Consider the following 22,714-nt stretch of genomic DNA (forward strand, 5'->3'; position numbering starts at 1 on the left):
TGCGTATCATATTTTGTTTAGTCAACTTTGCTACTATAGACTCAGCTTAAACAGAATGCAGAGGGGGCCTATCGGTTCACGATGAAAAAACGCACTGTTGGTTTGTTTCTTGCTTTGTCCCTGTCTCTGCCGAGCGCGGCTGCGTTCGCGAAAACGTCCGCCGACTTTACCGACCTGAAAGATCTGGATGCGGCGACGAAAGCCAAGTTCGACGCACTGATCTCGGCGGGCGTCTTCGATGGCGTATCCGACACCACCTTCGGCTTGAAGGACGAGATGAATCGCGCCCAATTCGCCAAGGTTGCCGCGCTTATTACCGGTCTGCAGGTCGACTCGATGCTGAAGAATTCCAGCTTCAAGGACGTGAAGGCAGATGATGCGGCGAACGGTTATGCGCTGCCGTATATCGAAGCGCTCAAGACGGCCGGCATTACGGACGGCTACGGCTCCGGTGTATACGACCCTGCCGGTAAAGTCACCAAGGAGCAGTTGGCGACGTTTTTGGTGAAGGTGCTGGGTCAAAAAGAAGAAGCGCAAAAAACGCCGGGCGTTAACGATAATACCGTGTCGGATTGGGCCAAAGGATACGTCGCGCTTGCCTTGGAGCTAAAGCTCCTGTCCAACGGCGCGGACGGAAAATTCGGCGGTAAATCGAACGCAACGCGCGACCTGCTCCTCACCGGGGCTTATGAGGCTAAGGCGCAGTACGTACCACCGGGATCGACGCCAACGCCGACTCCGACGCCAACGCCTACACCGACGCCAACGCCGTCGCCATCTCAGGAGCCGACTCCGACACCGTCCCAGGAACCGACGCCGACACCGTCCCAGCAGCCGACGCCGTCGCCATCTCAGGAACCGACTCCGACACCGTCTCAGCAGCCGACGCCGTCGCCATCTCAGGAACCGACGCCTTCGCCGTCCCAGGAACCGACTCCGACACCGTCTCAGGAGCCGACGCCTTCGCCATCACCGACGAATGAACCGCTCTCTCTGATCTTTATTCATAATTATGCTTCGCCTGAACAAGGCTCCCAATCAGGAACCGCGCAGATTCCAGGATTGAATAACATGCCTGATGGTGCGGAGAAGTGGCAGATAATTTCAAGTGTAGAACCTATACAACCGCCTTATGCAGAAGCAGTCTTCGGCGGTATAGACTACGAAGCCGGAAATGATATCGACGTAAGCGATGGCAAAGTTTGGATTGCACTGGCCGCAACGGACGGCGAGGGACGTGTCGTCGGGTTCGCTCAGCTCAAGTACAATGAAACAGTGCCAAATAGTGATATCGTATCTCTTTTACCGATACACCAAGGCGATCTGTTCTTCTCTCTCCAATTTGATGTCGACTTAAGCTCGGAGACGAAAAGTATTAGTACAATCACCGACTTGGTCAACAAAATTGAAATCAATCCGGACGACATCGCGAATTACCGACTATTGAGCATTAGCTCCGAGTCCGTCATATGGGATTCGATGACTTCATCTTTTATGGTGATGATTCCTACGAACGATCTTTCTGATGGCGACGTTGTACGCGTAACCTTCAAGTCAGACGCATTAATCGATGCCGATAACGGACCGATCACGCAAGAGAGCGTTGAGACTACTGTTATAGGATTGGGCTAAGCAGAAGCAGAAACGCAAAAACCGTTAGGGAACCCAACCCTGACGGTTTTTCGTGTTTATGCTACCTGCGACTAATAGTTGCTGAAAGGCAGTTATTTTTGCACCAAGCCCCCGATTCGTCTCGAATAGTTGCTAAAAGGCATTTATTTTCAGCGTGGCGGCCTTTAATGCGCCATACAGGCAGAAATAACTGCCTTTTAACACTTATCTGCCGCACGTCGGACGATTTGCGCAAATTAACTGCTTTTTAACAACTAATAGCAGGCCGCCGCAGCTTGACGTCCTCCCTCGAACCGCTCTGCCAGAAGATCATTATATGCCGGGCAGTATGGATGGATTAGCAAGCAAAATTAATCGCGATCAGTCCTCCCTATACTTCTCCTTCAATATCCCCGATCCGATCCCCCCGCCCACCATCAGAATCAACGAGGCAAAGTTCCAGAAGAAGCGCCCGCCGACCAGGCCCACCTCCAGAGACGTGAGCTTGTTCAGCGCGAGCACGCCCAGTTTAATCGCCAATAGAACGATGCCGATGAGGAACAGCACGTCGAATGCCGCCTTCAACCTTGGGTAAGCCAACTGTTTGCTATCCTTGATCACTTTACGCGTCAACTCCTCGTCGCTTCGCAGCAATTCGTCGATGGTCACCTCGAACAGATCGCTGACCTTGATGATGATCTCGATCCCCGGATAGTTCTGGCCATTCTCCCACTTGGACACCGACTGCCGGCTGACATACAGCTTTTCGGCCAGCTCCTCCTGGGACCAGCCTTTCCGTTTCCGTTCCGTTTTCAGCTTTTCTCCGAATACCATTCAGCAGCTACCCTTTCCGCGGCGGATATGCCCCCATTATCGAGTCCGATCGCGCCAAAAGTAAAGAACCTTCTGGTTGCGCCGCCCCGCAACGCCAGGTTGCCATGCATTTCTACGCAAAAAGGAGCAGCCAGCGCCGACTCGCGCCCTGCTGCTCCGTATCGTTTTGATGCCGACTATGCTCGGACCCGGCGATCGCGCGGGATTACTGCCCGTTTTTCCGCACGAACGCCAGCACCTCGTCGATCTGCTGTTCATCGCGATGCGCCTCCGATGAGACGCCCTTGAACAGATCTCCCTTCGTCCGCAACCGCTGCGGCATCGTGGCGATCGTAAAGTCCGCCGGCTCGAAGCCCGCCGACACTTCGTCCCAGGTCACCGGCGTCGACACGGTCGCCTGCGGCGTCGCCCGCACCGCGTAGACGGCGGCCATCGTGCGTCCCCGCCACAGCTGCAGATAGTCGAAGTAGAGCTTGCCTCCACGTTTCTCCACGACGCGCTCGAGCGTGATGCGGTCCGGCAGCTGCTCCAGCATGTACCGGGCGACGAACGTATTGATAAGCCGCGCTTCCTCGAACGTATATCTAGGCGCGATGGGCACGAATATCTGCAGCCCCGTGGCCCCGGAAGTCTTGGGGAAGCTCGCGAGAGACAGCCCGTCCAGCGTCTCCTTCAACTTCAGCGCAACCTCGCGCACCGCTTCGAAGGGCATGCCTGCCGCCGGATCCAGGTCGAATACGAGCTCGGTCGGCACATCCTTGCGATTGTATCGGTCGAACGGCACGTGGAACTCGACCGCGCCCCGGTTCGCGAGCCAGGCCAGCGTCGCGGCGTCGTTCAGCAGGATACGCTCCTTGCCGCCGTACGCGACCCGCGGGACCCACTCCGGCGCCGCGCCGTGAATCGAACGCTCCTCGATCCGCTTCCCGCCGATCCCGTCGGGATATCGCCACACCATCAGCATGCGATCCCGCGTATACGGCAGCATATATGGCGCGACCTCCATCAGATACCGGATCAGGTCCAGCTTGGCGATGCCGGCTTCGGGCCAGACGACGCGATCGGGATGCGTGATCTCGATTTCCCTTCCTTCGATCGCGTACAGCTGCTTTTCCATCCGTAAAACTCCTTTTTGGTGCAAGCTGATCATAATTTACGCCCGGCGGTCCAGAATATGTAAGGAGGCGTGGCCAAGTAGCGGGGCCCCGCGTTTATCGTTACTTACCTTGATCAAGGCGCCGCCAAACTGCACAGCATAAAAAAGCCGCAAGCTGCGCGGCTTTTCAGGTATGTCTGCATACGGCTGCAAGATGGGGATTAGACCGAATCGGCGCGAGGAAGGCTTTGATCGGCCACGTCTGTCGCTTCATGTTTCGCGGTTGAAGAAAAAGATCTTTTAAAATGGGCGATGTTGGAAGGACGGCGTTGATGAATGACGTCGCGCCAGTGGAAGTCCCCGCGTTCCAATGAATGAACGAGCAGCTCGGCGGTGGCCATATTCGTCGCTACGGGGATGCCGTATACGTCGCATAGTCGAAGCAAGGCGGTGATATCCGGTTCATGGGGCTGCGCGACGAGCGGATCGCGGAAGAAGACGAGCAGATCCAGTTCGTTCTGCGACACCATGGCGCCGATCTGTTGGTCGCCGCCCAGCGGTCCCGATTTGAAGGTCATGATGTCCAGATCCGTATTTTCCATAATGAGCCGTCCCGTCGTGCCCGTAGCGAACAACGTATGCGGTTTGAACAAGGCCTGGTAAGCGATCGTGAACGCAATCATCTCTTCCTTCTTGTGATCGTGCGCGACAAAAGCGACATTCACCTCAATCACCTCTGCATTCATTTTTATGTTATATATTATTACATAATACTATCATTAATTTGATTTATCGACAACAAAAATCGTCATATCCGTTTTTTGCGTTATATATCATGACACATAAACAAGAGTGCAGGAGGACAGTCATGGAGCCCATCTATCCGTTCGAGCCGGTCATCAGCGAGACCATCCCGACCGAATCCCATTGGCGATACGAGATCAAGTGGGACGGCACGCGTATCGTTACCTATCATGATCAAGGCGCTACCAGCCTGTTCAATCGCAAGCTAAACGAGCGGACAAGCCACTACCCGGAGCTGCTGGACGTCTCCTCGTACTGCTCGGCTTCCTCCGTCATCCTGGACGGCGAGGTGATCGCGCTGGCGCAGGACGGCAAGCCTTCATTTCACGAAGTCATGCGTCGCGATCTCATTCAGAAGCTGGACCGCGTGGAGGAGATGCAGCGCCTCGTGCCGATCACGTATATGGTCTTCGATATTCTGTATTGGAACGGCGAATGGGTGAACCGCCGGCCGCTAGCCGACAGGCTCGAGCTGCTGCGCAGCATCGTCACGCCGAACGAAAGGGTTCAATTGGTGTTGGGCCACGAGGGCGAGCAGCTGTTCGAGGTGATCCGGCAGCAAGACATGGAAGGGATCGTATGCAAGGATCTGCGCAGCGCGTATGCGATCGGCGGGAAGGACGCGCGCTGGCGAAAGGTGAAAAACTACGGGGACATCGTGGCGGTCATCGGCGGATTCACGCTAAGCGACGGGATCGTGAATGCCGTGCTGCTCGGCCAGTACGACCAAGCCGGCAAGCTGTGGTACATCGGCCACACCGGCACGGGCAAGCTGACGAAGGCCGAATGGCGGGATCTGACGGCTGCGCTCGTGCCCATGGCGGCAAAGCGCTCTCCGTTCGCCAACCGGCCCGACCGGCACAAGGACGCGTATTGGGTGACGCCGAAGCTGACGGCCAAGGTGCAGTACAGCGAGTGGAGATGGCGGGAAGGCCGCGCGCTGCGCCAGCCCTCCATTCAGGCGTTCGTGAATGCGGCGCCGGAGCAATGCAAGCTGCCTTGGGTTGAATGAAGAAACGGCGATTTGCGCTTGGCGCGCGAATCGCCGTTCTTCAGCTTAAATTACTTGTCTCTCGACGACGACAAATGGACTAGCGCCGTGACTGCTTCGGCCCGCGTAACGCGATCTTGCGGGGCAAAGCGATTAAGGCCCTTCCCTTGCATGAGCGCGGCTTGCTTCACCACGGCAACGCTGCCCTTGGCCCAGACCGGGATGTCCTTGTCGTCCGCGAAGCCAGTGCTCGCAATCGCTTCGACAGGTTGCCCCAGCGCGTTCGCCAACATGACGGCCATCTCCGCGCGCGTCACTCCTGCATTCGGGCGGAAGCGGCCGTCCGGGCCGCCTTTTAATATACCCGCTTGCACGCCTTGAGCGATCGCCGCCTTCGCCCATTCGCCGATCTCCGCGTTGTCCGAGAATGTCAGCTCCGCTCCCGCCGCCGAAAGCTTCAGCGTGTTCATCAGCATCGCCGCGAATTCTGCGCGGGTGACGATGCCCCCCGGCTTAAACGTTCCGTCGGCATAGCCTTGAACGATGCCCTGACTTGCCGCAAGCTTAATGTCCGCCTCGGCCCAGTGTCCGGAGATGTCGCTAAATGCTGTAGCTGCCGCCGGCACGCTCGGGGACGCATCGACCGCGAACACCGCGAATTTCGTAAAATGGTCGACTTCTACGACGATTCGGTCGCCGGTCGTCTTGCTGCCGATGACTTCGACCCATACCTTCTTCGCTTCGTCATAATAGAAGATCGCCGCTCTTTGATCCTGGCGGAGGCTTGTAGGATCAATAGCGAAAGTCAACGTAACCGGCTTAATGAAGTTCTCCGGGATATCCTTCAGCATCTCGTAGATCGAGCTCGCCAGAATCTGCTTGTCCGTGATCAAGCCTTGCGTGTCCGACACTTTGCTTATCGTTAGGTTGAGCTCTCGCTTGGTCGCATTTGCCGGAATGAAGATCGACACCGCGTCTCCCAAGTTCACTCGCCCGGATTGGCCTGCCGCCAGCGACAACCTTCCGTTCGTAGAGGTCTTAAAGCCGATATTGTCCAAATCCCAAGGGGGCATCGCCGTCCTCGTCACCGTGACGTTGTAGATCTTCGTCGTATGATCCGGCGTGTCGACCTTCACCGCGATGTTATTCGCGCCGACGTCCAGATGGACGGGCCCGCTGGATTCCCCGCTTGTCGTCGGGACGCCGTTCACCGTGATCGCAGCACGCGCATCCGCAGCAACCGCGGTTAAGGATATCTCGGTAACCCAGAAAGGAACTTCTGATGTATAGGCTGCCGTACCCGGTGCGAAGACTGGGCTTAGCGTACCGTTCGAAAGGGTCAGACTGCTCAAATCCGCCGAAGCCGGCACCGTGGAGACCGAGTAGCGGTTAGAGTCGGTCGTACCGACGCCTGCATTGCCTGCGAGGTCGGCCACGCCCGCGTTGTCGAGCGTAATGAAATTGCTCTCGCTATTCACGTTGGCCGATGGCGTAAGCGTCGCCGTCCACGTGACGCCGTGGTCCGGCGATTCGACCGTGCTGAGCATACCGTTCGCGACCGTGAGATCTGCGTTCGTGAAGCCGGTGACCGCTTCAGAGAAGGTGAACGTGACGAGCGAGGTGTCGCCGATGGCAAGCGACGTGTCTGCCACGACGATCGTGGCCGTCGGCCGAACCGTATCGATCGCGTATTGGTTTGAATCGGTGGTGCCTGCTCCTGCGTTGCCTGCGGCATTTACTAAGCCGCTGTTATCGAGGGTGATGACATTGGTCGCATCCGCCACGCCCGCATTCGGCGTGAGCTCCGCCGACCAGGTGACGCCGCCGTCCGTCGACTTGACGTCGTCGAGCGTCCCGTTCGCGACTGACAGGTCTTCTTTCGAGAATCCGCTCACCGCTTCCGAGAAGGTGACCGTGACGAGTGAGGTCTCGCCGATGGCGAGCGACGTGTCTTCGACGACGATCGCGGCCGTTGGCCGAACCGTATGGATCACGTAGTTGTTGGAGGTGGCGGTGCCTGTCCCTGCGTTGCCCGCGGCATTTACTACGCCACTGTTATCGAGGGTGATGACATTGGTCGCATCCGCCACGCCCGCATTCGGCGTGAGCTTCACCGTCCACGTGACGCCCCCGTCCTCCGAACGGAAGTCGCTCACCGTTCCGTTCTCGACGCCCAGGTCCGCAGCCGTTAGGCCGCTCACCGCCTCCGAGAACTGGATGGTGACGGTTGAAGTCCCTCCGGCTTTCAGCAGTGTGTCGGCAACTACGATCGTAGCGGTCGGTCGCACCGAATTGATTGCATAGTTGTTGGAGCTCGCGCCTCCCTTGATCAAGTTGCCAGCGAGATCGACCACGGCGCCGTCGTTCAGCGTAATGACGTTCGTCGCATCCACAATGCTCGCATTCGGCGTAAGCGTCGCGGTCCACGTGATGCCGTGATCCTGCGTACTAACTTCGCTGAGCGTGCCGTTCGCGACCGACAAGTCTGCTTTGGTAAAGCTGTTGTTCACCGCCTCCAAAAAGGTGAACGTGACGGTCGAAGTCTCTCCGGCTAACAGCATGTCGTCGGCGACTGCGATCGTGGCCGTCGGCCGGGCCGTATCGATCGTGAAGGCGTTCGAGACGGAAGTTCCCGACCCTGCGGTGCTTCCAACATTTGTAACGCCCGTATTGTCCAACTGTATGACATTGTCCGCTTGCGTAATATCAGGTGTAGGCGTGAACGTCGTCGTATACTTTATGTTGTCCTGCGTATATAAGCCGCTCAATGTACCGCCCGTGCTCGTCATGTCACTCAGGGTGAAGCCCGTCACCGCCTCCGAGAAGGTAATCGTAACCTTGGAGGTCTGGCCGGCGGTCAGCGTTGTGTCGGCGACGACGATCGTAGCCGTAGGACCCGCGGCATAAGCAGTACCCATGGGTTTCAGAACGAGCAGCCCGGCTAGCAGCGATATCGCGACGAGGCATACGCCTATTCTTTTCGCAAAATACATAAAGTCCTCCTTGTCCTGCCATCAGGAAATCATGATATCTCTGATTCTACCATTTTCTCTGCCATTCGCATGGATTACTATACAAAAAAGAGCATTGGAGATCACGTCTCCAATGCTCGCCGGTCGCGTGGCGTATCCGGCCGAAGGCTTCCCGGCCCTCAATCTTGCACCGTCAGATCGCCGATGTAGTACGCGAATATCAGCTCGACCTGCTTGAAGTACAAGTAACCGTCATCTTCCCAAGGTTGAAAATGCAGGTCCATTCGCGCGTCGCTCCAAGGCTCGGGCGTGCCCTTGGCGTGAAGGCGTCCCGGCACGGCGGGCGGCTCCCGCACGGCCGGAAACTCCTGATACCCGAACAGCAGATTCTCGTGCATCGCGATGATCTCGTATTTGGGTCCCTGGAATGCACGCTCCTCCTGGAGCCGATAGAGATAATAAATGTAGCTGGCGACCATCTCCGGCTTCAGATGCGCGCGAGCCTCCCCGCCCGCCTTTCGACCGGGTCCTTGCGCAGCCCATGCTCGGCTCTCGCCGGCCGTCCTCAGAAGCGCCCGACGGCCACGAATACGGCGAGCGCCAGAAACAAGACGTTAATGCCGATCTCCCGGTACTCTTGGCGGAAAATATGAAAAAGTGCGCCAAAAAGAACGACGGCTGCCAGGGCGATTGCGGCGATCGGCGTCCATATCGGCGCGATCCCAGTCCCCTCGGGCAGCAGCAAACCCAGCGCGCCGAGCAGCTCCATGACGCCGATCGAGACGACGAGGCTTTTCGGCACTTCTTTGACCCAGCCCCATGCGGCCGCCCCCTTTTCATACCGGACCGCCTTCATCCATCCCGAGTAGAGAAACCCAAGCGCGAGCAATCCCTGCGCAATCCATAACACGATATTCATCGTCCTCCCCCTTTCTCGTATGTCGTCAACCTACGCCTATCGCCTATAATAGGGGGTAGGACGACGCGCCGGAAGAAGGCACTTTAACGATACAAGGTATGGAAAAGAAAACCGTGGACAACGGCTGGGGGGCGGCAGCATGACGGCTTATTGCAAGTTCGAGACGACGCTGGAGATTCTCATCGGCAAATGGAAGCCCGTGATCCTGCTTCGCCTGCTCGCGGGCGGGACGATGCGGTTCAGCGAGCTGCAGAAGTCGATTCCCGACATCACCAAAAAGATGCTCGCCCAGCAATTGAGGGAGCTCGAGTATCACGATATCGTGCGCAGGGAGGTATATCCCCTGGTTCCGCCCAAGGTGGAGTATTCCATGTCCGATTACGGCCTGCGGTTAACGCCCATCCTGCAAGCCATGAACGATTGGGGCGCCTCGCATATCGCGCATCTGGACGAGCTGTACGGGGAGGATCGCACGGCTGATTGACGATTGTCAGTCAGCCCCTGCCGTCACGTTCGCGCGGCCTGAGCGTCTTGACGAGCGGATCTGAACCGTGTTTCATGATGGTCTATTTTGTGGTAATTTATTCCTCGTATAAGACCACTCTACTGAAGGATGGGATATAAATGAACAACGGCGCTTGGGCAAAAATGAAAAAGCTCGCTTCCGACGCTCGCATGAAAGTCGTATACGGCGGCTTTGCGATGGCTTACCTTTTTCCGATCATCTACGGAAGCGACTGGCCCGAGAACGGCTGGTGCTAAGCGTCTAACCGCCGAACGGCGACAGGCCGAACCTTCCCCGAGGAGGTTCGGCCTTTTTAGGCGTATCATGGACGCTCGGGCGGACGCGATTGCTCCACCAACCTGCGCGCTTCATGCCGGTCGAGCACCTGGAGCTTGCTCAGGATCGTCGACACGTGGTTCGCGACCGTCTTGGCGCTGATGAACAGCCGCTCGGCGATCCGGGCGTTGGTGTCGCCGCTCGCGATCCGCGCCAGGATCTCCGTCTCGCGCCGCGTCAGGCCGGAGAAGGCGCCGCTCGCCGCCAGCAGCCGCCAATCCGCGTCCGCTTCGCGGTCAGCGGCGCCGTCGGAGGCGAAGTCAGCGCCCGGAGCGGTACGCTCGGCGAAGTACTGCATCATCCGCTCCGCGATCCCGGTGCCGAAGACGGCGCGGCCGCTGCCCACCATGCGGATGGACTGCAGCAGCTCGTCCCCGTCCGCGTCCTTGAGGACGTAGCCCTTGGCGCCCGCCCGCATCGCGGCGAACACCGACCGGTCGTCGCTGTGCATCGACAGGACGAGCACCTCCGTCCCCGGATGCCGCTCGCGGATCAGGCGCGTCGCCTCGATCCCGTTCAAGCCCGGCATCCGGATATCCATGAGCACGAGCGCCGGCAGCAGCTCGCCCGCGACGCGCACCGCCTCTTCCCCGTCGGCGGCTTCGCCCACGACCTCGAGATCGTCGGTCGTGGCGAGCAGTCCCCGCATGCCGCTGCGGAACATCGGATGATCCTCGGCGATGACGATCCTCACCGGCATTCACAGTCCTCTCTTGTAGAAATGCTTGAAACGCCGCTACTGGAGCGGCAGCGCGGCCCTTACCCGCGTGCCGCCTTCTTCCCTGCGCCCGATGGCGAACTCCCCGCCGATCTCGGCGGCTCTCTCCCGCATCGAGACGAGACCGATGCCGCCGCCCGCCTGTCCCGACCAGCCAGGCAGCCTGGAAGCGCCGACGCCGACCCCGTCGTCCGCCACTTCGATGAGCAGCCGTCCCTCCGTCTCGGTCCCCTCGATGCCGAGCTTCACCTGACAGACGGCGGCCTCCGCATGCTTCCATGCATTGACCACGGATTCGGTCACGATCCGGTAAGCGGCCACCTCGACGGCAGCCCGCAGCGGCGGCAGCTCGGGCGGCGCGTCGACCCGGAAGGTCAGGCGCGCGCCGCCGCCCTCCGCGGCCGCGCGGGCCGTCTTTGCTAGCTCTTCGACGCGCATCCGGATCGCGCCGACGAGCCCGAATTCGTCCAGCGCCGGCGGACGCAGGTCGTTCACGAGCGCGCGGATGTCGCCTACAGACGCGCGGATGTCCCGGCTCAGGTCGTCGAGGAGGGCGGCCGCGGCGGCCGGCTCGCGCTCGACGACCTTGCGCGCCGTCGCGGACTTCAGGGCGAGGGCGGCCAGCCGAGGCGCCAGCTCGTCGTGCAGATTGTTGCGGATGCGGCGGCGCTCCTCCTCCCGGGCGAGCACAAGCTTCTCCCGCGACTCCCGCAGATCCTCGGTCAGCCGCCGCATGCCCTGCAGCATATCGGCGTTGTTCACGAGCGGACCCGCATGGCGGAGCAGCACCTCCAGGAAGCGCTCGTCGTCCGCCGTGAACGACTCGCCCGGCGAACGGCCGAGCGCGTACAACGTGCCCAGCGCAGGCCCCCGATAGACGATGGGGAACGCGTGGACGTCATAGCCCTCCCTGCGCTCGCCGGCTTCGGCGATGAAGGTCTCCTCGCCCTCGATCTCGATCGCGATTCCTACGTACGGAAGCCGCAGCGCGCCCTGCACCTGGACGGCCAGCGCCTTCAGCATGGCGTCCGGCGCCAGCGGTTCGAGCAGGCGGCTGCCGAGCTCGAGGAGCACGGCGTACGGATCGTCATGGCGGCCCTTCATGAGCCGGTTCACTCTGCGCTGCAGCCATTCCTTGAGCGGCGCGAAGACGGCCGCGATCAGGCCCGTCGCGATCAGGGAGACGACGAAGGGGTTCCACTCCCGGAGCAGCCGCCCCAGATAGAGCACGGCTCCCGCATAGAGGAGCGCCACGCTGAGCGTCAACGCGCCATAGACCAGCGTGCGATTGACGAGCGGATTGATGTCCCATAGCCGCCGCCGGAGGACGGCGATCGTTAGCGTGGCGGGGAGCGCGGCCAGGCTGAGGTGCAACCCGGCGTTCAGGTACATGAAGTTGCTCGCCTTGCCGTCGTAGAACGCCGGGTCGAACAGGATGCTGATGCCCGCGAACCCGACGAACGCGATCGCGACGCCGTACACGACCCACTTGGTCTGCTGCCGCTCGGCCGGGGAGGAGTAGCCGCGGAACCGGCGAATCTGCGCATAGATGAGCAGCAGCGTGAACGACAAGAACCACGCGAGCGACAAGAGCTCCGACGCGGGCAGCCCGTTCCAGATCTGGCCGCCGTGCACGAAGCCCGCCACGTTGACCGCAACGATGATCAGCATGACGTACTTGGACCACGCGGGGACGAATCGGCCGTTCGGGAACAGCAGGCAGAACAGCGAGATCGACATCCAGCCGATCGCCGACAGGCCCTGGAACCAATAATAAGAGAATGAGCCGTACGTCGATGCGACGTTGACGAGCGACGGAAACGTCGTCCCGAATGCCAGCATGGCGAGCGCGGCGAGCAGTCCGACCCGCTCGCGCGGACTTTTCCATAGGAGGATCAGCGCGGACGCATAGAAGACAAGCGTAAAGACCGCGTCGATCGCCACGAGCAGTACCGCGATCTCTTCCCGGGACAGCCCTGCCATGTCGAGCGTCAGCGCGGGCACGGACATGCCGCACCCTTGCACGAGACACTGGTCCAGCAGCCTGTCATAATACGCGGGTATGCAGTTGAGGTACAGCGCCGACGTCACGGCGAAAAGGAGGCCGACGATCCACGCCGGCCTGCGAATCCAGCGAATATTTTCCATGCATTCATTATATCGGGCCGGATAGCCGTTGAATACGAATACCCGCCAAACTCCCGGATCATCGCCGCGAATTCCCGAATCCGGGAAAGACGGTTCCCGTGGAATTGAGTCGCCGCTGCCCTGTCGATCCCGGCGCCGCCGCTTGTATGATAGAACTCGCAGTTCCATACAATCGACGAGCGAAGGATGGTTGATTCCTCATGACGGAAGCAAAAGTATTGCGGTGGCTCGGCATGATCTGCCTGCTGGCCGGGATCGCCCGCATCGGCATGACGCCGACGGCGATCGCCTGGGGGACGGACAGCCCGCAGGAGCTGACGTTCGGCTATATCGCCTGCGTGCTGATGTCGGTCGGCACGATCGCGCTGTATCTCGCGCAGTCCCGGGAGACGGGGGTGCTTGGCTTCATCGGCGCGCTCGGGATGATCGTCGGGAATATCCTGACGACGGCGCTCGTATTCACGACCTTTATCCTCGATACGTCGCAGGACCCGCCCGAAGGTCTCGCCGTCGCGATCACCGGCATGGGCAGCATGATCGGCATGATGGGTGGCACGCTGCTCCTCACGATCCTGACGTTCCGCGCCAAGGTGTTCCCGATATGGGTGCCGATTCTGTTCGTCGTCATGATGGCCAGCATGTTCCTGCCGGTCGCGGACAACAAGTACTTCGCCTTCTTCTGGGGACTCGCCTACGTCGGCGCCGGATTCTGCATATGGACCGGACGGCTGAAGCCGCGCGAGCAGAGCTTGTATACGGCGGAAGCCGCCGGGGCGCAAGTACGCGCGTAAGCTTAGATCGGGCGGGACGATCGGCATGGCGCCAAAAGCGAAAGGCGGCCTCGCGAGAGGTCGCCTTTTTTACGTCCATTTTGTTTTTCGCCGCTTAAATCGCCCCGGCGTCTCTTGCCGTATAGAAAGACGGGTAGATCGGGCGAAAATTCAGCTCTTCCCGAATCCGAGTCGTATCGACGATCATATCCCATGGATCAAAAGACGGCTGCTGCGCTTCTGGCGCGCTCTCGCTGCCATGCAGCTGCCGAAGCTCCGCGGCGGTGATCGGCGCATCGTCGCCCACATTGTAGATTCGGCCATCGATCCCTGGCGTCGAAGCGGCGAGCAGCAGGGCTTGGGCGACATCCGCGTGATGCGCCATGTGCATACGTTTGGCCGGATGCCAGCTGCGCAAGTGCGGCAGTATCTCCGCGATGTGCGGATCGCCGTCGCCATAGACGAATGGCAGCCGAACGATGCGCACGCCCAAGCCCCGCTCGCGATGGAGCCGCAGCAGTACCGCCTCGGCCTCCGCTTTGCTTTTCGGATAAGCATGAACGGGGCTGAGCTCGTCATCCTCGCGACCCGGTCCCGTACGTACGACCGAACCATACACGTTGTTGGTGCTGGTAAAAACAAACCTCGTCACATTCGCCTCCAACGCAGCGTTAGCCAGCGCGATCGTGCCGTCCAAGTTTGCCGTTCTGGTGGTCTCCTCGTCTACGCCGCGAAACTGCGCCGCCAAGTGAATGACCGCATCCTTGCCCCGCATCGCGTCGACATACCCCTCCGGCTGCAGCAGATCGCCTTCTACGATTTCAGCCCCTTGCAGGCGGAGCGCTCCCGCTTTTTCAGCGTTCCTCACCAGTAAGGCGACGCGATGACCGCGCTGCAGCATACGCATGGCGAACCGACTCCCGACTTTACCTGTAGCGCCCGTTATAAAAACATCCATGCTCCGAACCTCCTACGTTTTTTACAAGCTCTACGAGCAGTATAATAGAGGAGACAATCGGCTTCCTTCCTGCGTTTATCGTACGATCGGGAGTGTCAGGATAAGGAGGATCCGCGCATGGAACAGACATCTTCGAGAAGGTCGTTGGGCGAATTTTTGCGCATACGCCGGGAACGCCTGACGCCGGAAGAGGTAGGATTGGCTTCCTATGGACGGCGACGCACTTCGGGCCTTCGGAGAGAAGAGGTCGCGCAGCTTGCCCATATCGGCACGTCCTGGTACACCTCGCTGGAGCAGGGTCGAAGCGTCAACCCGTCCGAGGACGTACTGAACAATATCGCCAAGGCGCTGCGATTGACCGAGGATGAGCGCCGCCATCTTCACCTGCTTGCCAGATCGGATCAGCAGGAACCGGAGGAAGAAGACCGGGATATCACCACGGGTTTAAAACGAATGGTAAAGGCGATGGACCCGCACCCGGCGTTCGTGCTCGGCAGATGTTGGGATTTGCTGCTGTGGAACAAAGCGGCCGAGCTCGTTTTTCATGTGCCGTCCTTCTCCGAAGACGCGACGCCAAACTTCAATTGGATGCGGCATCTGTTGACGAGTGACCGGTTGGGGCCCGATGTGATGGACGGAGCGTCCAGAACGCGCGTCTTGATCGCGCAATTTCGCGCGGATTACGCACGCTTCCCGAACGATGCGAGGTTCAAAGCGCTGATCGAAGAATTTATGGAAATAAGCCCGCTATTCCGCGAGCTCTGGCCGATGCACGATGTCGAGACAGCGACCGATCACCGCAAGCAGAAGTACGATCCCCGAATCGGCGAGATGGCGTTCGAGCATTTAACCCTGCAGCCGCCGACCCATCCGGATTTGAAGGTCATCCTTTTTACGGCGTCGGCGGACACGGCTGCGCGGTTGCTACGTTTAATCGAGGCATGATGCGCCGGATTAGAATAAAAGACTAAATGATTCTTCGAACGCGTGCTACCGGCTCTATATAATCACCAGGCAAATACGCCCTTCTCATCCAAAAACTCGCCATTATGCCGCTGCCCGTCCGTCGCATAGCCTACAATAATCGCAGCCGCAGCTTCCTTCGATTTCCCGCCTGCGGCATTGCCGTTCAGATCGGTTGTCGTGAATCCCGGCGTCACCGCAAACACCTGCGCGCCGCTGTTTCTGACCTCATAGGCCATCGACAGCGTCATGGCGTTGTTGGCCGTTTTGGACGAGTTGTAGTCGAACGCGTTTAACGTGAACTCGGCATTTTGCATATGGTCCAGGGAAGCCATGTCGGTCGATACATTGACGACGGTGCCTTCGTTCGCTTGGATGAGCGGGAACAGGCGCTGGTTCAGACGGAAGGTACCGAAGAAGTTGACTTCAAAGGCGTTGCGCAGGTCTTCCTCCTTGGTATCGGTAAACGAGCGGGAGAACGCGCCCGGCATGCCGGCGTTGTTGATCAGCAGCTTCAGCTCGGTATGGTTCTTGTTGATCGTGTCGGCTGCCTGTTCGATCGACTTCAAGTCGCTCATGTCGATCGCGACCAATTCGACGTCCAACCCCTTGGACGCCAACTCTGCGACGGCCGCTTCGCCCAGCTGGGCGTTGCGCGCGCCGAGGAGGACTTTCCAGCCTGCCTCGCCCAACCGCTTCACGATCTCATACCCGATTCCTTTATTCGCGCCGGTGACGAAGGCTGTCTTTTTCATGCGAATCCCTCTTTCCGTTATTGGATTGCCTTAACGATTTATAAGTTACTATGCTACACTTAGTGTAGGTCAACTATGAATTTTATATAAGCGAGGGCGCGTATGCTAACGATTGGGGAAGTCGCGAAGGAAGTCGGGATCAACGTAGGCGCCATCCGCTTTTACGAGAGAAAGGGACTGCTGGAGCCTGCCGCCCGCAGCGAGCAAAATAACCGCCTTTACACGGAGTATGATCGGAACTGGCTGCTCTTCATCAAGTGCCTCCGCGAGACGGGGATGAGCGTGGAGGACATCAAGACTTATTACGACAAGGTGAAGGAAGGCACCTCCACCCTGCCGGAGCGGATCGATATGATTCAAGCGCAAAAGCTAAAGCTGCTGCACGATATCGAGGAGAAGCACGCGCAGCTCGTTCGTCTGGAGGAAAAGCTGGAGCGTTATTACCGCGGGGAAAATTATTAAAAACCTCCGGCGCCGCGACTGGAGCGGTACCGGAGGTTCGGTTGCGCGAAAAATGTTATCTCGTCTCGATGCGCTCTTCCGCCGCAATGTCGGCAAAATACCGTGCGCTGTCCACCATGGGCGTGCAGTCGTAATGATCTCCGCTAAGCGTGATCTCGAAGATAAAGTCCTTGTCCTGCACAAGCGGCTTCACCATTCGCCAATCGATCTTGCCCAAGCCGAGCTGCAGCGAGTCGTGCGTCAGCCCCATGCTGTCGACGAGGTGGTAGTACTGCGCATATGGCGCCGTCCGTATGAGGATGTCGCGGAGCCGCTCATTGTCTCCCCCAAAAGAGATAAACGCGTGGCTCACGTCAACCGTCAGCGGGAGCGCCAGCGGCGCGATCAGTTCGTCTATTAAATAGGGATTGCAGCCGTAGGAGAACAGCCCTTCGGTCGAATCCTCCCATACGAATACGTCGCGCGAGTAAGCCATGACCTTGCGAATCTCCTCGCGCAGGAGAACGGTCCGCTCCCTGGTCACGTCCTCGCAGCTATGCGTATCGACGTAGTGGGCGTGCACCACGCATTTGGCCCGCTCCTCGATGCAGATCCGCGCGAGAAGCTCGCAGGAAGCATGATAGAACCGAAGAACCTGCGGGTTGCCGCTTAGAATGTCCAGATACGTCCCTTGGTACATCGGCGGGTGATGCAAATACGGCTTGACGCCCCGTTCATGGAGCTGGCGGATCCGGTCCCGGATGAGATCCGGATCTTCGAGGTCGGCTTCGCTCAAGTAGAATTCGATAATATCCGGATCGTAAGCCAGGCGATTGTCCAGGTTGCGCTGCTCGAGATTTCCCTTCAAGCGTATGAAGTTCATCAGGGTATCACCTCCGATGCTATCTTACCACGCCTATGTTAAAGGGACATTATCGCCCGCCATGTACGGTCGTTCAACGTATCGCGATATAGATCTCCGCCTGTCCATCGTTTGGATCGACATGCTGGCCATAATACTCAAAGTCGCCGGTAAATGTCCGCTCATTGCCGGCTTGCTCCGACCACTGCCAGATTTCCCCCCAAGTCCGCTGCACCATTTCTACGATCGGCCCTCGCTCCGTGACGAATACGGCGTATCTTGAAGCGGGTACGACAAAGGTCTTAACGGATTCTATAGGTATATCCTGCGAAGTCTCCCCCACATGCACGCCGACCATGACTTCATATAAGCCGAGATGACCCTGCTCATAATTAAAATAGCAGTTATAGACACCCGGGGATTGAATATGGGCAGCCAATCGATCCTCCATCCGGTTCGAATAAAACTGTTCAAACAGATGGCCGATCTTGCCTGCGCCGCTTAGTTCGGCTGCATTAGTCGTCATGGCGCTGATCCCGGCCAACGTGAAGGAAGGCCGCTCTTCGATACGATCAGGTTCTCGATTCATCGTCGATCACTCCTTTATTTGCATATGCCCAGTATAAATAAACCAACCTGACAGCTTTCTGTCAGGTTGGCGTGCGGCTGCTATATATTTTTGCGATATGCGCAGCGCGACTGGCGACGATCTCACGGAGATGGGCAGGCGCCATCACCTCTACCTGATGACCCAAGCCAAGAATGAACCGGTACAGCCATTCATCTTCCGGGTATGCCTTGCTCACCTGCCATCTGCCGTCCTCCGCCAGCGAGAGCTCCTCGACGCCGAATAGTTCCTCTGCCAAATGACGGGCCTCGCCCTGGAAGCGCAGGACGATCTCTTGCACCTGAGGCAGCTTGCCCGAGCTCCGGCTTGTGTCCGGTGCCGGCGCCGGGAGCGTCCGCCGGATGAACGTTCTCCCCGGTACGATCTCCAGGTTCTTCATCCTGTGCAGCTTGAACAGCCGGAACTGCTCCTTGTCCATGCAGTAAGCTTGCAGGTACCATTGTCTTCCCTTTAGCACGAGCGTATGCGGCTCTATGCGCCGATGCGACAGCGCGCCGTCTGCGTTGGAATAGGTCAGCTCCACGATGAGGAGGCGATCGATCGCTTCCTTGAGAAGCTTCAGCTTGGGCTGGAGCCGCTCGTTGCCGTCCCAAGGCGCGTAATCGATCAGCACGCCGTTTGTCTTCTGCTGGAATTCCTCGGCGTGATCGGGCGGGACAACGCTATTGATCTTCTCCATTAAACTATGATGCAGCTCGTTGCCGTATGACGTTGAGATGCTTCGGAGAGCGGTGACGATGGCGGCAAGCTCGTCGTCGGTCATCACATTGCGATCCAAGCGGTAGCCTTCCGATAAACCGATGCCGCCGTTCGTTCCTTGGTAGGTGACAACGGGGATGCCCGCGGCATTGATGGCTTCGACATCCCGGTATATCGTCCGAATCGACACCTCGAACCGTTCCGCGAGCTCCTTCGCTTGCACGATACGACGGTTGAGCAGAAGGATGATGATGGACAACAGTCTTTCCAGCTTCACTTGATCTCCTCCTGAAGTGATTCGCCAAGAACACATTAACCCGGCTTAATCGCCATGACCCTCAACCGTTTATAATCCGCGTACCATGAACCGTCACGGAACAGTTCATTCCGGGCTTTAACGGCGATTTTCTCGCAAGCGGCCTGACGCTGTGCCTGGGTGAGCGCGATGAAGAAATGGCCGGCGAAGCCATTCAGCCAGTGATGCAAGCCTTGCTCATGGTCCTGGATCTGGGTCGGTCGGTCAAAATGAGCGGCATAGGCGACGCGGAAGCCCTGCTGCTCCAACAATGCGCTGTATTCGGCAATGCTGGGGAAATACCAGGGATTCAACTTGTCCGCATCCGTGTCGAAGTCCTCTCGCAGCACTTCGCCGATGGCCTGAACGATCGTTTCCACATTTCCTTTTCCGCCAAACTCCGCAACGAATCTGCCGCCGGGTTTTAAATGATTCCAAACGCCGGCAATGACTGCACGCGGCTTCTTCATCCAATGCAGCGCTGCGTTGGAAAAAACGGCATCATACTTGGAATCTACAGTGAAATATTCGCCGTCGCCGACGAAAAACGGGATTTGGGGATATTTGCGCCGCGCCTCCCCGATCATCTCCTTAGAGAAATCCATCCCTGTCACATGTGCGCCGGCTTGATTGATTTCATACGCCAAGTCTCCGGTCCCGCATCCCAGATCCAAGATATGCTCGTCCTTGACCGGATTCAAGAGCCGAACCACGTCCTTGCCCAATTCCGATACAAATCCGAGCTTGCGGTCATAATGATCCGATTGCCAAACTTGATTGGAGCTCATGGAACCATCCCCCAACTTTGATGTTAAAGACAGTATGGCGCAGATACGCCTATAATTTAAATATATAAATTCTATTATTATTATAGATTACGACTATATATAAATATCAAGCGATTTGTTTATATGTAAAGTTAACTTGACATTATGTATCTAATGACTTACATTGTGTATAACAAACCAATCACAAAGTCAAAAATAACCGACAGGAAGTGACGGCCATGACTTATCAAGAAAAGAAAAGCATCGTATCGATTCTCAGCACGATTCTCATCACTGCAGGCTATTGGGCTTATATGTACCCACAACGTCCCGGAGGCGGCCTGGAGTCGGCGGAGACTTTCCGCTACTGGGGCTCTTTCGTCCTGGTGCTGACGGTGATATCGATCGCCGCGCATATCGTGATCAGCATCGCGTTCAACATCGTCTATCGAATCTCGACCGGCGAGAAGGAACCCGGGTTTGCGGATGAGCTGGATAAGATCATCGAGCTCAAGTCCCACCGCAACTCGTTTCTGGTATTTATCCTAGGTTTTATGGCCGCCATGGCGTCGCTCGTCATCGGGCAGCCGTCGCAGCTGATGTTCGTGATCCTGATCGCCGCAGGGTTTGCCGCCGACGTTACCGGATCCGCATCGAAGCTGTATCACTACAGGAGAGGAGTCTGAAATGGGCCAACATCTTGTCGGTAACCATATCCGAAAATTACGGTTCAACCACGACGAAATGACGCAGCAGCAGTTGGCCGACAAGGCAGGCGTAACCAGGCAAACCATTGTCGCCCTGGAGAAGGGAAACTACTCCCCGTCTCTGGAGCTGGCCTTCCGAATCGCACGCGCCTTCGGCTTGTCGCTGGAGGAGGTATTCTTTTATGGAGAAGAATAAAGGAGTGAGTGAGATCAACGATCATCGTCATGCAGCAAAGCTCGTCGGCGTCCTGTTCATCCTGGCGGCCGTTACATCCATCATCGGACTGGCTCTGTACCAACCCATTCTAGGCCCGGACTTCCTGGTGCAGGGTGCGGCGCACGGCGATCAGGTCATATGGGGAGCCATCATGGAGTTGGTTCTTGTCGTCTCGGCAGTCGGTACGGCAACGGCCATGTTCCCTATCCTGCGAAAATATAACGAAACAGTCGCGCTGTGGCATCTCTGCTTCCGGTTCCTGGAGGCCATCGTCATTACGATTGGCATCGTCGGTATATTGTCGCTGTTGACGTTAAGCCGGGGATTCGTCGACGGGGCTGCTTCGGATCCGGCACTTTTCCAGGCTGCCGGCACTTCGTTGCAAGCCGTCCATGACTGGACCTTCCTGCTCGGCCCGAATTTCTTTCTGGGCATCAACACCATGATGTACAGCTACATTTTTTACAAATCCGGACTTTTGCCGAAATTTATTCCCCTGCTTGGGATGACGGGCGCGGTCCTGATCTTTCTTGCAGCCTGTCTGGAAATGTTCGGCGTCATCGAGCAGCTGTCCGCGTGGGGGGCGATACTAGCACTGCCTGTCTTTGCCAACGAAATGACCCTCGCGGTGTGGCTCCTCGTGAAAGGCTTCAACGCTGCCGCGCTCCGGAACGCCAAAGAGGCGGCTGCCTAAGCTTGGTGACATCTCACGAGCTTGCGCCCGGTATGAAATGCCTGTACGTCATGCAGAACAAGCCGCCATGGAGCCCTCGGGCTGCGTGGCGGCTTGTTTGCTGCACAGTTACTGCTATGCCTTGTCCGGCCTTTCCTCATCGCCCACGGCAATCGGGTTGTTCGGGTCGCTAATCCAGTCGCTCCAGCTACCCGCGTACAGCTTCACGTCCGTATAGCCCGCCTCCTGCAGCGCCAGCACGTTCGGCGTGGCCGTGACGCCCGATCCGCAGTAGACGATGAGCGGCGCGTCCTGCGCCAGTCCCTCGAAGCGCGCGGCCTGCGCGGTCTCGTCGCGCCAGCCGCCCCGCTCGTCCAGCGCGTCCTTCCAGAAGCGGTTGATCGCGCCCGGGATATGCCCCGCGGCCTTGTCGAGCGGCTCGACCTCGCCGCGATAGCGCGCGGGCTCGCGCGAGTCGATCAGCGTCGCGCGGTCCGTGCCGAGCAGCTCGCGCACTTCGTCGACCTCGACGAGCATGCTGTGCTGCACCTCGGCGAGGAACGACGCCGGGATGCGCACCTGCTGCTCCGACGAGACGGGGTAACCCGCTTGCTGCCAGGCCGCGAAGCCTTGATCCAGCACGAAGACTTGATTATGGCCGAGATACTTCAGCAGCCACCACAGCCTGGAGGCCATGGCGCCGCCCTGGTCGTCGTACGCAACGACGCGCGAAGCGTTGCCGATGCCCGCGCGGCTGAACGTGCCCGTGAGCTGCGCGGCATCAGGCAGCGGATGGCGGCCGCCGTGCCCGTCGGCTTCGACCGGCGCGGACAGATCCTTTTCCAAGTCCAGATAAACGGCACCGGGGATATGGGACGCCTCGTAGGCCTCGCGCCCGGCATTCTCCTGTCCCTTGCCCATCTGGAACCGGCAGTCGACGATGACGAGGTCGGATTCGTAGAGACGGGCCAGCAGCCACTTGAGCGATACGATATGATTCAAGGAACAACGCCTTCTTTCCGATAGGGGTATACAGGCATTATAA

General features: G+C 58.5%; 24 protein-coding genes and 1 pseudogene. 10 read left to right on the forward strand and 15 right to left on the reverse strand.

Features of this window, described 5'->3' with window-relative positions; translation table 11 throughout:
• Positions 1–81 precede the first annotated feature (81 nt).
• Positions 82–1,632 (forward strand): S-layer homology domain-containing protein, encoded by a 1,551-nt coding sequence (locus PQG80_RS18900; protein ID WP_271752994.1) that lies wholly within the window; start codon positions 82–84, stop codon positions 1,630–1,632.
• Positions 1,633–1,992: 360 nt separating this feature from the next.
• Here the strand turns inward: PQG80_RS18900 and PQG80_RS18905 are convergent, their stop codons facing one another.
• The 3 genes and pseudogenes from PQG80_RS18905 to mgsA all read right to left on the reverse strand — a co-directional run.
• A complete protein-coding gene (locus PQG80_RS18905; RefSeq protein WP_271752995.1) occupies positions 1,993–2,445 on the reverse strand; it encodes a helix-turn-helix domain-containing protein in 453 nt (150 codons plus the stop codon).
• A gap of 205 nt (positions 2,446–2,650) precedes the next feature.
• Positions 2,651–3,562 (reverse strand): non-homologous end-joining DNA ligase, encoded by a 912-nt coding sequence (ligD, locus tag PQG80_RS18910; RefSeq protein ID WP_271752996.1) that lies wholly within the window; start codon positions 3,560–3,562, stop codon positions 2,651–2,653.
• Between the two features lie 299 nt (positions 3,563–3,861).
• Positions 3,862–4,287, reverse strand: a pseudogene (gene mgsA, locus PQG80_RS18915) (methylglyoxal synthase); the annotation flags it as partial.
• A 122-nt stretch (positions 4,288–4,409) separates the two neighbouring features.
• On the opposite strand from mgsA, the gene PQG80_RS18920 reads away from it, so the two are divergent.
• Positions 4,410–5,357, forward strand: coding sequence for an ATP-dependent DNA ligase (locus PQG80_RS18920; protein ID WP_271752997.1), 948 nt, complete (start codon positions 4,410–4,412; stop codon positions 5,355–5,357).
• Positions 5,358–5,407: 50 nt separating this feature from the next.
• Here the strand turns inward: PQG80_RS18920 and PQG80_RS18925 are convergent, their stop codons facing one another.
• The 3 genes from PQG80_RS18925 to PQG80_RS18935 all read right to left on the reverse strand — a co-directional run bounded on the left by PQG80_RS18925 (position 5,408) and on the right by PQG80_RS18935 (position 9,227).
• Entirely contained in the window at positions 5,408–8,329 is a 2,922-nt protein-coding gene (locus PQG80_RS18925) for an Ig-like domain-containing protein (RefSeq protein ID WP_271752998.1), read from the reverse strand.
• Between the two features lie 158 nt (positions 8,330–8,487).
• Positions 8,488–8,787: a hypothetical protein gene (locus PQG80_RS18930; protein ID WP_271752999.1), complete on the reverse strand. Its 300-nt coding sequence runs from the start codon at positions 8,785–8,787 to the stop codon at positions 8,488–8,490.
• Positions 8,788–8,873: 86 nt separating this feature from the next.
• Positions 8,874–9,227, reverse strand: a complete 354-nt coding sequence (locus tag PQG80_RS18935) for a DoxX family protein (protein ID WP_271753000.1) — start codon at positions 9,225–9,227, stop codon at positions 8,874–8,876.
• A 139-nt stretch (positions 9,228–9,366) separates the two neighbouring features.
• Here PQG80_RS18935 and PQG80_RS18940 point away from each other — a divergent pair, with 139 nt between their 5' ends.
• A complete protein-coding gene (locus PQG80_RS18940; RefSeq protein WP_271753001.1) occupies positions 9,367–9,711 on the forward strand; it encodes a winged helix-turn-helix transcriptional regulator in 345 nt (114 codons plus the stop codon).
• A gap of 140 nt (positions 9,712–9,851) precedes the next feature.
• Complete coding sequence (locus PQG80_RS18945; protein WP_271753002.1) at positions 9,852–9,989, forward strand: hypothetical protein; 138 nt, start codon at positions 9,852–9,854, stop codon at positions 9,987–9,989.
• A 65-nt stretch (positions 9,990–10,054) separates the two neighbouring features.
• Here PQG80_RS18945 and PQG80_RS18950 read toward each other — a convergent pair whose 3' ends face one another.
• Entirely contained in the window at positions 10,055–10,768 is a 714-nt protein-coding gene (locus tag PQG80_RS18950; RefSeq protein WP_271753003.1) for a response regulator transcription factor, read from the reverse strand.
• 36 nt (positions 10,769–10,804) lie between these two features.
• Entirely contained in the window at positions 10,805–12,934 is a 2,130-nt protein-coding gene (locus tag PQG80_RS18955; RefSeq protein WP_271753004.1) for a GAF domain-containing sensor histidine kinase, read from the reverse strand.
• A gap of 200 nt (positions 12,935–13,134) precedes the next feature.
• Here PQG80_RS18955 and PQG80_RS18960 point away from each other — a divergent pair, with 200 nt between their 5' ends.
• On the forward strand, positions 13,135–13,725 hold the full coding sequence (locus PQG80_RS18960) for a hypothetical protein (protein ID WP_271753005.1): 591 nt from the start codon (positions 13,135–13,137) through the stop codon (positions 13,723–13,725).
• Positions 13,726–13,819: 94 nt separating this feature from the next.
• On the opposite strand, the gene PQG80_RS18965 is transcribed toward PQG80_RS18960, so the two are convergent.
• Complete coding sequence (locus tag PQG80_RS18965; RefSeq protein ID WP_271753006.1) at positions 13,820–14,662, reverse strand: NAD-dependent epimerase/dehydratase family protein; 843 nt, start codon at positions 14,660–14,662, stop codon at positions 13,820–13,822.
• Between the two features lie 117 nt (positions 14,663–14,779).
• On the opposite strand from PQG80_RS18965, the gene PQG80_RS18970 reads away from it, so the two are divergent.
• Positions 14,780–15,607 carry a helix-turn-helix transcriptional regulator gene (locus tag PQG80_RS18970; RefSeq protein ID WP_271753007.1) on the forward strand — a complete coding sequence of 276 codons (828 nt, stop codon included), beginning with the start codon at positions 14,780–14,782 and terminating at the stop codon, positions 15,605–15,607.
• Positions 15,608–15,669: 62 nt separating this feature from the next.
• On the opposite strand, the gene PQG80_RS18975 is transcribed toward PQG80_RS18970, so the two are convergent.
• A complete protein-coding gene (locus tag PQG80_RS18975) occupies positions 15,670–16,380 on the reverse strand; it encodes an SDR family NAD(P)-dependent oxidoreductase (protein ID WP_271753008.1) in 711 nt (236 codons plus the stop codon).
• A gap of 102 nt (positions 16,381–16,482) precedes the next feature.
• Between PQG80_RS18975 and PQG80_RS18980 the strand changes: the two genes are divergently transcribed.
• A complete protein-coding gene (locus PQG80_RS18980) occupies positions 16,483–16,842 on the forward strand; it encodes a MerR family transcriptional regulator (RefSeq protein ID WP_271753009.1) in 360 nt (119 codons plus the stop codon).
• 55 nt (positions 16,843–16,897) lie between these two features.
• Here the strand turns inward: PQG80_RS18980 and PQG80_RS18985 are convergent, their stop codons facing one another.
• The 4 genes from PQG80_RS18985 to PQG80_RS19000 form a co-directional block, all read right to left on the reverse strand.
• Positions 16,898–17,704: a TIM barrel protein gene (locus PQG80_RS18985; protein WP_271753010.1), complete on the reverse strand. Its 807-nt coding sequence runs from the start codon at positions 17,702–17,704 to the stop codon at positions 16,898–16,900.
• A gap of 73 nt (positions 17,705–17,777) precedes the next feature.
• Positions 17,778–18,272, reverse strand: coding sequence for a GyrI-like domain-containing protein (locus PQG80_RS18990; protein ID WP_271753011.1), 495 nt, complete (start codon positions 18,270–18,272; stop codon positions 17,778–17,780).
• Between the two features lie 61 nt (positions 18,273–18,333).
• Positions 18,334–19,287: a helix-turn-helix transcriptional regulator gene (locus tag PQG80_RS18995; protein WP_271753012.1), complete on the reverse strand. Its 954-nt coding sequence runs from the start codon at positions 19,285–19,287 to the stop codon at positions 18,334–18,336.
• Between the two features lie 35 nt (positions 19,288–19,322).
• Complete coding sequence (locus tag PQG80_RS19000; RefSeq protein ID WP_271753013.1) at positions 19,323–20,093, reverse strand: class I SAM-dependent methyltransferase; 771 nt, start codon at positions 20,091–20,093, stop codon at positions 19,323–19,325.
• Between the two features lie 218 nt (positions 20,094–20,311).
• Here PQG80_RS19000 and PQG80_RS19005 point away from each other — a divergent pair, with 218 nt between their 5' ends.
• From PQG80_RS19005 to PQG80_RS19015, 3 genes are read left to right on the forward strand one after another with little or no spacing between them, the layout of a single operon-like run.
• Entirely contained in the window at positions 20,312–20,758 is a 447-nt protein-coding gene (locus PQG80_RS19005) for a hypothetical protein (RefSeq protein ID WP_271753014.1), read from the forward strand.
• 1 nt (position 20,759) lies between these two features.
• Positions 20,760–20,975, forward strand: a complete 216-nt coding sequence (locus PQG80_RS19010) for a helix-turn-helix transcriptional regulator (protein ID WP_271753017.1) — start codon at positions 20,760–20,762, stop codon at positions 20,973–20,975.
• Positions 20,962–21,690 (forward strand): DUF4386 domain-containing protein, encoded by a 729-nt coding sequence (locus PQG80_RS19015; protein WP_271753019.1) that lies wholly within the window; start codon positions 20,962–20,964, stop codon positions 21,688–21,690. Before PQG80_RS19010 ends, PQG80_RS19015 begins: the two co-directional genes overlap by 14 nt.
• Positions 21,691–21,804: 114 nt before the next feature.
• On the opposite strand, the gene PQG80_RS19020 is transcribed toward PQG80_RS19015, so the two are convergent.
• Positions 21,805–22,671: a sulfurtransferase gene (locus PQG80_RS19020; protein WP_271753020.1), complete on the reverse strand. Its 867-nt coding sequence runs from the start codon at positions 22,669–22,671 to the stop codon at positions 21,805–21,807.
• Positions 22,672–22,714 lie beyond the last annotated feature (43 nt).

Source organism: Cohnella rhizoplanae (assembly GCF_948329515.1).
Lineage (GTDB): Bacteria > Bacillota > Bacilli > Paenibacillales > Paenibacillaceae > Cohnella > Cohnella rhizoplanae.

Bases quoted from the DNA above. Each gene is read 5' to 3' on its own strand.
- PQG80_RS18950 (WP_271753003.1), bottom strand. From the start codon at position 10,768: ATGCCGGTGAGGATCGTCATCGCCGAGGATCATCCGATGTTCCGCAGC.
- PQG80_RS18955 (WP_271753004.1), bottom strand. From the start codon at position 12,934: ATGGAAAATATTCGCTGGATTCGCAGGCCGGCGTGGATCGTCGGCCTC.
- PQG80_RS18975 (WP_271753008.1), bottom strand. From the start codon at position 16,380: ATGAAAAAGACAGCCTTCGTCACCGGCGCGAATAAAGGAATCGGGTAT.
- PQG80_RS18900 (WP_271752994.1), top strand. From the start codon at position 82: ATGAAAAAACGCACTGTTGGTTTGTTTCTTGCTTTGTCCCTGTCTCTG.
- PQG80_RS18965 (WP_271753006.1), bottom strand. From the start codon at position 14,662: ATGGATGTTTTTATAACGGGCGCTACAGGTAAAGTCGGGAGTCGGTTC.
- PQG80_RS18985 (WP_271753010.1), bottom strand. From the start codon at position 17,704: ATGAACTTCATACGCTTGAAGGGAAATCTCGAGCAGCGCAACCTGGAC.
- PQG80_RS18905 (WP_271752995.1), bottom strand. From the start codon at position 2,445: ATGGTATTCGGAGAAAAGCTGAAAACGGAACGGAAACGGAAAGGCTGG.
- PQG80_RS18930 (WP_271752999.1), bottom strand. From the start codon at position 8,787: ATGGTCGCCAGCTACATTTATTATCTCTATCGGCTCCAGGAGGAGCGT.
- PQG80_RS18935 (WP_271753000.1), bottom strand. From the start codon at position 9,227: ATGAATATCGTGTTATGGATTGCGCAGGGATTGCTCGCGCTTGGGTTT.
- PQG80_RS18990 (WP_271753011.1), bottom strand. From the start codon at position 18,272: ATGAATCGAGAACCTGATCGTATCGAAGAGCGGCCTTCCTTCACGTTG.
- PQG80_RS18920 (WP_271752997.1), top strand. From the start codon at position 4,410: ATGGAGCCCATCTATCCGTTCGAGCCGGTCATCAGCGAGACCATCCCG.
- PQG80_RS18970 (WP_271753007.1), top strand. From the start codon at position 14,780: ATGGAACAGACATCTTCGAGAAGGTCGTTGGGCGAATTTTTGCGCATA.
- ligD (WP_271752996.1), bottom strand. From the start codon at position 3,562: ATGGAAAAGCAGCTGTACGCGATCGAAGGAAGGGAAATCGAGATCACG.
- PQG80_RS18925 (WP_271752998.1), bottom strand. From the start codon at position 8,329: ATGTATTTTGCGAAAAGAATAGGCGTATGCCTCGTCGCGATATCGCTG.
- PQG80_RS19000 (WP_271753013.1), bottom strand. From the start codon at position 20,093: ATGAGCTCCAATCAAGTTTGGCAATCGGATCATTATGACCGCAAGCTC.
- PQG80_RS19015 (WP_271753019.1), top strand. From the start codon at position 20,962: ATGGAGAAGAATAAAGGAGTGAGTGAGATCAACGATCATCGTCATGCA.
- PQG80_RS18945 (WP_271753002.1), top strand. From the start codon at position 9,852: ATGAACAACGGCGCTTGGGCAAAAATGAAAAAGCTCGCTTCCGACGCT.
- PQG80_RS19005 (WP_271753014.1), top strand. From the start codon at position 20,312: ATGACTTATCAAGAAAAGAAAAGCATCGTATCGATTCTCAGCACGATT.
- PQG80_RS18940 (WP_271753001.1), top strand. From the start codon at position 9,367: ATGACGGCTTATTGCAAGTTCGAGACGACGCTGGAGATTCTCATCGGC.
- PQG80_RS18960 (WP_271753005.1), top strand. From the start codon at position 13,135: ATGACGGAAGCAAAAGTATTGCGGTGGCTCGGCATGATCTGCCTGCTG.
- PQG80_RS18980 (WP_271753009.1), top strand. From the start codon at position 16,483: ATGCTAACGATTGGGGAAGTCGCGAAGGAAGTCGGGATCAACGTAGGC.
- PQG80_RS19010 (WP_271753017.1), top strand. From the start codon at position 20,760: ATGGGCCAACATCTTGTCGGTAACCATATCCGAAAATTACGGTTCAAC.